9 protein-coding genes are annotated in these 7,384 nt (G+C 62.0%); 6 read left to right on the top strand and 3 right to left on the bottom strand.

The features are described from left to right. Window positions 1-247: 247 nt before the first annotated feature. On the top strand, window positions 248-1,174 hold the full coding sequence (locus AC1Q6X_RS25765) for a hypothetical protein (protein ID WP_492498813.1): 927 nt from the start codon (window positions 248-250) through the stop codon (window positions 1,172-1,174). A 134-nt stretch (window positions 1,175-1,308) separates the two neighbouring features. On the opposite strand, the gene AC1Q6X_RS25760 is transcribed toward AC1Q6X_RS25765, so the two are convergent. Next, a complete protein-coding gene (locus AC1Q6X_RS25760) occupies window positions 1,309-2,052 on the bottom strand; it encodes an AraC family transcriptional regulator (protein WP_492498812.1) in 744 nt (247 codons plus the stop codon). A 123-nt stretch (window positions 2,053-2,175) separates the two neighbouring features. On the opposite strand from AC1Q6X_RS25760, the gene AC1Q6X_RS25755 reads away from it, so the two are divergent. Further along, window positions 2,176-2,433 carry a hypothetical protein gene (locus AC1Q6X_RS25755; protein WP_492498811.1) on the top strand — a complete coding sequence of 86 codons (258 nt, stop codon included), beginning with the start codon at window positions 2,176-2,178 and terminating at the stop codon, window positions 2,431-2,433. A 68-nt stretch (window positions 2,434-2,501) separates the two neighbouring features. Further along, a complete protein-coding gene (locus tag AC1Q6X_RS25750; RefSeq protein WP_070290668.1) occupies window positions 2,502-3,107 on the top strand; it encodes an IMPACT family protein in 606 nt (201 codons plus the stop codon). Between the two features lie 3 nt (window positions 3,108-3,110). Here AC1Q6X_RS25750 and AC1Q6X_RS25745 read toward each other — a convergent pair whose 3' ends face one another. After that, on the bottom strand, window positions 3,111-3,500 hold the full coding sequence (locus tag AC1Q6X_RS25745) for a hypothetical protein (RefSeq protein WP_492498810.1): 390 nt from the start codon (window positions 3,498-3,500) through the stop codon (window positions 3,111-3,113). A gap of 13 nt (window positions 3,501-3,513) precedes the next feature. Further along, window positions 3,514-3,891: a nuclear transport factor 2 family protein gene (locus AC1Q6X_RS25740; RefSeq protein WP_070290666.1), complete on the bottom strand. Its 378-nt coding sequence runs from the start codon at window positions 3,889-3,891 to the stop codon at window positions 3,514-3,516. 257 nt (window positions 3,892-4,148) lie between these two features. Here AC1Q6X_RS25740 and AC1Q6X_RS25735 point away from each other — a divergent pair, with 257 nt between their 5' ends. From AC1Q6X_RS25735 to AC1Q6X_RS25725, 3 genes are all read left to right on the top strand, one after another. Continuing rightward, window positions 4,149-5,549 (top strand): L-cystine transporter, encoded by a 1,401-nt coding sequence (locus tag AC1Q6X_RS25735; RefSeq protein WP_099409972.1) that lies wholly within the window; start codon window positions 4,149-4,151, stop codon window positions 5,547-5,549. A gap of 80 nt (window positions 5,550-5,629) precedes the next feature. Then, window positions 5,630-6,394: a histidine phosphatase family protein gene (locus tag AC1Q6X_RS25730; RefSeq protein WP_492498809.1), complete on the top strand. Its 765-nt coding sequence runs from the start codon at window positions 5,630-5,632 to the stop codon at window positions 6,392-6,394. A gap of 17 nt (window positions 6,395-6,411) precedes the next feature. Continuing rightward, window positions 6,412-7,290, top strand: coding sequence for an NAD(P)H-hydrate dehydratase (locus AC1Q6X_RS25725; RefSeq protein ID WP_492498808.1), 879 nt, complete (start codon window positions 6,412-6,414; stop codon window positions 7,288-7,290). The last annotated feature ends 94 nt before the right edge of the window (window positions 7,291-7,384 follow it).

The following is a 7,384-nucleotide window of genomic DNA, read 5'->3' as shown; positions in this document are numbered from 1 at the left end:
GGTCGTTAGCTCAGCTGGTAGAGCAGCGGACTTTTAATCCGTTGGTCGCAGGTTCGAATCCCGCACGGCCTACCAAACACTTCAGAGAAGCCAACCGTTCGCGGTTGGCTTTTTGCATTTTTCGCCACTATGCCCATGCTACGCATGGCATCACCACAAAATAGTTTCTCCACTCTCATTGAAAAACCAATACACAACACCACCTTCCACGGGAAAACATCGATAAACCGCTCACAGGAATCCATGTATGGATACGGCACGCGATATAAGAACCCTCGATTTAGTCGAATGTGAGGAGCTTTGGACCATGGAGACAGTGGATCGCAACGGTTTTATCTGCCGCGGATGCACCACCCAGGTATTTCCTGCATCGTTCGATAAAGAGCACAACAAAAAGCGCCCGTACTTCACGCTAGGGCCGAGCAAAAAGCATGAGGCGGGTTGTGATATTGACGGTGAGGACAAGATCATCAAGCGCGCAAAGAAAGAGCGCGTTGGCACGCCGGAAGGGTTTCCACTACCATTTCCCAGCAAATTGATACTCACCGACAAACGTCCCGTTGAAGCTAAAGACCTCGTTACGCAAGGATTATCCGGCAGCAAAAGGGCAAACAGCACTTCGAATAAAAATGCCGCCACGCCACGCAAGTATCATGGGCATTCAGTAAAGAGTATTCGACCCGCATGCCGTGCATTCATTCAGCTCCCAAACGACCGCGACTTTCTGCCGCTCGAGATCCCTGGTGTCGCAGGCAATACCTATGCCAAAATCTTCACTTACCTGGGTAGCAAAAAGCCAGAACCATTCAAGTTCCCAACCCGGCTTTATTACGCAGCAATCCGTTGGACAGCAAGGCCACTGATAACAGAAGAGTACTGCGAGCTGACGCTTAACGCAGGCGAATGGAGCCAAGAAACAGGTGGATACAAGACGCTTTGCAAAGTGCGCGTGAACTGGGCAAGTTGGAGTAAGGTCCGTCGTAATACGTTGCTACGCGAATTCACCACGACCAGCGAAGAAGCCATCGAGCAAGCAAAGCATAACAAGCAGATTAAAGGATGGATTTTCTTCGTCGGCACTCAGGACCCTGCTGACCCAAGCATTTTTCATATGGACAATTACCAACTGATCTGCTGCCTTTCAGCGGAACTGATTTGGCCATCAAAAAAGTAGCGTTCCCAAAGGACTGCCAATACAACACACGACGTTATTGGAATCGCGGGATAGGGGGCAGGATCGGGGTCAAGTCCGCCATTCATACACGATTTCAGCCTTGGCCGCCTCTATCAACAGCAAGTTGCGCTTTATCAAATACCGATATTTCCCGATTCATTGCCATCCCCATACCTCCCCGGCGTCACGCCCATCACCCGCTTGAACATGGCGATGAAGGCGCTGACGTTGTCGTAGCCCAGGTCCAGCGCAATATTTGTCACGGGCTGACCGGCGGCCAATAGTTCCAGGGCGCGCAGGATGCGGGCGCGCTGGCGCCAGGCGGACGGGGTAAAACCGGTCTCGACCAGGAAACGGCGCGCCAGGGTGCGCGGCGAGACGCCGGCCCAGGCGGCCAGTGCTTCCACGCCACGTTCGTCGGCCAGGTCATCGAGCACGGCGCGCGCCACGCGCAGCAGGCGTGGGTCCGTGGGTAGGGGCAAGCCGAAGGATTCGTGCGGCGCGGCGGCGATCTCGTCGAGGATCACGCCCGCCACCCGGGCCTGCCGCGCATCCAGTGCGTCCAGCGCGCCCTCGTCCCAAGTGCAGGCGCGGCCCACCGCCTCGCGCAGCAAGCCCGAGACGCGCATCACGCACGGCGCGGCGGGCAAGCCGGCGCAGCTGGCCTCGTCCACATACACGCTCCAGCCCGCAAACGGGCCGTGCGAACGCAGCGCGTGGACGTGATGGGGCGGCACCCACACGCAGTGGCTGGCCGGCACCACCCAATGTCCGCTGTCGGCCGTAACGGAGAGCAAGCCCCGCATGGCGCCGAACAGCTGGCCGCTGGCATGGCGGTGCGCCGCCGTCACCCTTTCCTGCGGCTGGACAATGCGCATGGCGCGCAGCGGCGGTGCTGGCGGCAAGATTGGCGGATTTGACGTATCGAATGACATAAACAAGGCAGGCAAGACAATCCGGCCATCATACAGTGAAGTCTTTCCAACCTTCAGGAGTTCAGCATGCGTGCAGAAGACGTCTTACCGGATCAACAAAACCAGGGCCAGTTCAATGGCGTCACCGTGCGCAAGGGCACGGTGGGCGCCTTTCTCGCCAATGCCCGGCTGTGGCTGGACGACGCCAGCAGCATCGACGACAAGGCCATCGCCGAGCGCGACATTGTGGACGCCCTGCCCGCCCTGCACGCGCTGGGACTGTTCGAGATCCTGCAGGTGCGCGATGCGGCGCTGCACGAACTGGTGTCCGTCGCAACGGAGTAAGCGGCCAACGGCTCGTCCCCGGCGCGCATTTCCTCTATCATGCTGCTTTGCCCGCCTTCGCACCCGCCATGCCGTTTACCATTGCCGCCCCCGTCCACAGCGAACTGATCATCAAGAAAAGCCGTTTCATCGGTTGCGTGCAGCCGATGACCGACCGCGCCAGCGCGCAGCAGGTGGTCAATGACTTGAAGGCGCAGCATCCGGGCGCCTGCCATGTGTGCTGGGCGCTGCTGGCGGGCGGGCAATCGGCGGCCGTCGACGATGGCGAACCGAGCGGCACGGCCGGGCGGCCCATGCTCGACGTGCTGCGCCACCAGGACCTCGAAGGCGTGCTGGCCACCGTCGTGCGCTATTTTGGCGGCATCAAGCTCGGTGCGGGCGGCCTGGTGCGCGCCTACACGGACAGCGTGGCGCAAGCGTTATTGCAGGCGGAAAAGACGGCCATCGTGCGCCAGCGCACCCTGCGCTGCACGGTACCGTATGCGATGGAAGGCATGCTGCGCCGCGAACTCGATGGCGCCGGCGCCACCCTGTTGAACGTGGCGCATGGCGAAGATGTGCTGTTCGACTTCAGCCTGCCTGAAACGGCGGCCACCGCCCTGCTCGCCCATCTGCATGAGGCGGGCAATGGGCGGATAGCCTGGCTGAAGGCAGAAGCCGAAGAGGAAGAATAAACCCTACAGGTCGCCCGGTCGCTTGATCTGCAACAAGATGAAATGCGTCCACGCCAGCGCCGGCAGCACCAGCAACAGCAGCATCAATCCGGCCGGCATGTCCGGCACGAAACGCACGAAGCAGGCAAGGAAGCCGGCGATGGCCAGCCAGAAGCGCCAGTTGAATGCATAGGCCTTGCGCGCCACCGTCGCCAGCGCGATGCGCCAGAATTCCAGCAAGGCCCACAGTCCGCCCGTCAGCAGCAGCGCGGCCAGCGCATTGGCGCCGGGGGCGTCGGCCCAGGTGCGCACCAGGTTGTACAGCAGCAGCGGATAGCCGGCCGTGATGGCCAGGGTGGCGGGGCCGGCGGCGATGACAGCTTCAAACAGCTGCCCTTTGGAACGATGATCCACTAAATCCCGCTCCTCAAGCCACGACGCCCGAATGGGCGGCGATCACTTGCAGCGCGCCGGCCGCATCCTGCGCCCACACGCGCGTAAAACGGAAGTCGCCATGCGTTTCCACGTCGTGATACTTGCCCGTCAGTTGCATGCGCACGGAGACCACAGCCACGTTGCCGTTGATGCGCACATGGCGCTCGGACGCGCGCAAGTCCGTGATGGCCAGCAGGCGTTGCTCGTGCGCGGCCAGGTCTGCATGCTTGCTCAGCAGATGACCCAGGTGATTGGTAAACAGTAACTCGTCTGCCAGCAAGACATTCAGCGCGGCCACGTCGGACGCCATCATGGCAAGGCGCAAGCGCTCTTCCGCATCCAGCACTTGTACTTCCGTTAAAGCATTCATTTTTTTCCTTATTAAAATCACGCGCGCATATTAACAAACGGGAAAACCATGCTGGCACGAAATAGCCAATTTCACAATCATCCTGAAGGCTTATGCCTGTGGAGCATATTTATATAGCGTAATATTCGCAGCAGTATCGCGTAAAACACCCCCATAGTACTGTACAGTGCTTGCCCTTTCGCCCCAGGCTGGGGCAGCAATGACTTGTAGTAAAGTGCTCTCCGCAGTCCCGAATAAAACCAAGATAAGGCCCCTTCATGGCAATTAACATCATTCTGAACCTGCTCGTTGCGCTGATCGTCTTCGCCTTCATGTTCCACCAGCAACGCAAACACGCGACGTTCACCGTGCGCGTCTTCACGGGCCTGGGCTTGGGCGTGCTGCTGGGCGCGGCCGTGCAGTGGCTGTACGGCGCCGGTTCGCCCGTCATCGCGGGCACCAATGAATACATCGACATCGTCGGCAGCGGCTATGTCAAACTGCTGCAGATGATCATCATGCCGCTGATCATGGTCTCCATCATCTCCGCCATTTTAAAGCTCAAGGATGCGAGTTCCCTGGGCAAGATCAGCGCGCTGACCATCGGCACCCTGCTCATTACCACCACGATCGCCGCCGCGCTGGGCATTTTGATGGCCAAACTGTTCGGCCTGACGGCAGTCGGCCTGACCTCGAGCGCCGCCGAAGTGGCGCGCGGCGTGCAGCTGCAAGGCTCGCTGGAAACGGCGAAAGCCCTGTCCCTGCCGAAACTGCTGGTCAGCTTCGTGCCGACCAACCCCTTCCTCGACATGACGGGCGCGCGCAAGACGTCGACCATCGCCGTGGTCGTGTTCTCGATCTTCATCGGCATCTCGGCCACGGGCATCGCGGCGAAAAAGCCGGAAATTTTCGCGTCCTTCGAGCACTTCATGAAAGTCGCGCACGCCATCGTCATGCGCATGGTCACCCTGGTGCTGCGCCTGACGCCGTACGGCGTGTTCGCGCTGATGTTTGAAGTGGTGGCGTCGTCGAGCTACACGGACATCTTGAAATTGATCAACTTCGTCGTCGCCTCGTACAGCGCGCTGATATTGATGTTCCTCGTGCATCTGGCCATCATCGCCGGCGTGGGCCTGAACCCGCTGCGCTTCGTGAAAAAAGTCTTCCCCGTGCTGGCCTTCGCCTTTACCTCGCGCACCAGCGCCGGCTCGATCCCGATGAGCGTGCAGACGCAAACCCAGCGCCTGGGCACGCCGGAAGGCATCGCCAACTTCGCCGCCTCGTTCGGTTCGACCATCGGCCAGAACGGCTGCGCCGGCATCTATCCGGCCATGCTGGCCGTCATGATCGCCCCTACCGTCGGCGTCGATCCATTTACGCTCAGCTTCCTGCTGCCCTTGCTCGCCATCATCACCATCGGTTCCGTCGGCGTGGCCGGCGTGGGCGGCGGCGCCACGTTTGCCGCCCTGATCGTGCTGTCGGCGATGGACTTGCCCGTCGCGCTGGCCGGCTTGCTGATCTCCGTCGAACCGCTGATCGACATGGGCCGCACGGCCCTGAACGTGAGCGGCTCGATCACGGCCGGCACCGTCACCAGCCGGGTCATGGGCGAAACCGACCTGGCCGTCTACAACAGCGACGACGCGCCTGACTTGGATGAGGCGGAACACGCCGCCTAAAAGCCCAACGAGTTGCGCGCCGCGCCTTGCCGCTTTCGTCTATATTGGATCGCAATCAATACGGAGGAAGGCGCAAGGCGATGGAACAGAAATGGCCGCAGCAAATCTGGATCGTGCGTCACGGCCAAAGTGCCGGCAACGTGGCGCGCGATGCCGCCGAAGCGGAAAAACAGTTATTAATCGCCATCGCCGAGCGCGATGTCGACGTCCCCCTCTCCGAGCTTGGCGCGCGCCAGGCGCAAGCCCTCGGCGACTGGTTCGCCACCCTCCCCCCTGAACAACAACCGACCGTCGTGCTGTATTCGCCCTACGTGCGGGCCCAGCAGACGGCGCAAGCCGTGCTGGCGCGCATCGATGCCGACAGCTTGGGCGCCGTGGTGGCCGACGAGCGCCTGCGCGAAAAGGAATTCGGCATCCTCGACCGCCTGACCGTGCACGGCATCGCCAGCAAGTACCCGGAATTGCACGAACAGCGCCAGCACGTCGGCAAGTTTTATTTCCGCCCGCCGGGCGGCGAAAGCTGGTGCGACGTCATCCTGCGCCTGCGCAGCGTGCTCGACACCATCACCCGCGAATACCGGGGCGAACGGGTACTGATCGTCGGCCATCAGGTCATCGTCAACTGCTTCCGCTACCTGCTCGAGCGCTGCGACGAGCAAGCCATCCTGGCCATCGACAAGGCGGCCGACGTGCCCAATTGCGGCGTCACCTCGTATGCCTTCAATCCCGCCCTGGGCAGACACGGCAAGCTGCAGCTGGACCTGTGCAACTTCGTCGCGCCGCTGGAAGCGGCCGGCACACCCATCACAGCACAGCCCGACATGCCGGCTGCGCCGAAATCCTGATCCTTCGGAGCTCATCCATGGACGCCATCGACATCACGCCCTCCCTGCTGCGCTCCTGGCCCCTGCCCATGCCCCAGCCCGACGGCGACAAGGAAGTGCGCGGCCATCTGCTGATCGTCGCCGGCTCCGAGGAAATGCCGGGCGCCATTGTGCTGGCAGCCACCGCCGCCCTGCGCGCGGGCGCGGGCAAGCTGACCCTGGCGACGGGCGCATCGGTGGCGGCGCAAGTGGCCGTCGCCATGCCCGAGGCGCGGGTCATCGGCCTGGACGAAACGGCGCAGGGCGGCTTCCGCCACGAGGCGCGCCACCAGCTGGCGCCGCTGGCCGGCAAGGTCGATGCCGTGCTCGTCGGGCCAGGCATGTGCGACACGTCGGCCAGTTGCGAGCTGATGCGCCACCTGCTGCCCCTGTTTGCCGGCAGCCGCCTGATCCTCGACGCCTGCGCCATGCAGGTCGTGCGCCAGCCGCCGCAGTTCCATTTTGAGCAGCCCGTGCTGCTGACGCCGCACGCGGGCGAGTTGGCCCAGCTGATGGGCGTGACCAAAGATGCCGTGCTGGCCGACCCGCATGCCTGCGCCATGGACGCGGCGCGGCGCTGGCATGCCATCGTCGCGCTGAAAGGCGCGCTGACCGTCATCGCCATGCCCGATGGCAACACGTGGACGCATGCGGGCGGCAATATCGGCCTGGCCATTTCCGGTTCCGGCGACACCCTGGCCGGCATCATCACGGGCCTGGCCGCGCGCGGCGCACCGTTGGAGCAAGCGTGCGCCTGGGGCATCGCCCTGCATGCGCTGGCGGGTGAACAGCTGGCCCTGCGCTTCGGCATCCTCGGCTACCTGGCGCGCGAAATCCCGGCCGAGATTCCCGCCCTGCTGCGCAATCTGGCGGCATAAAAACAACAGCATAAGCATATCCAGAAAGAATCGTTAGCCTGGGCAACGGTCTCCCTTAAGCTCATTCAACTGTTTCCAGATGACTAAGTTTAAA

The organism is Janthinobacterium sp. GW823-FHT06H09 (genome assembly GCF_058794735.1).
Note: the sequence above shows the minus strand (reverse complement) of the source record. Positions and strands in the feature narration are given on the sequence as shown.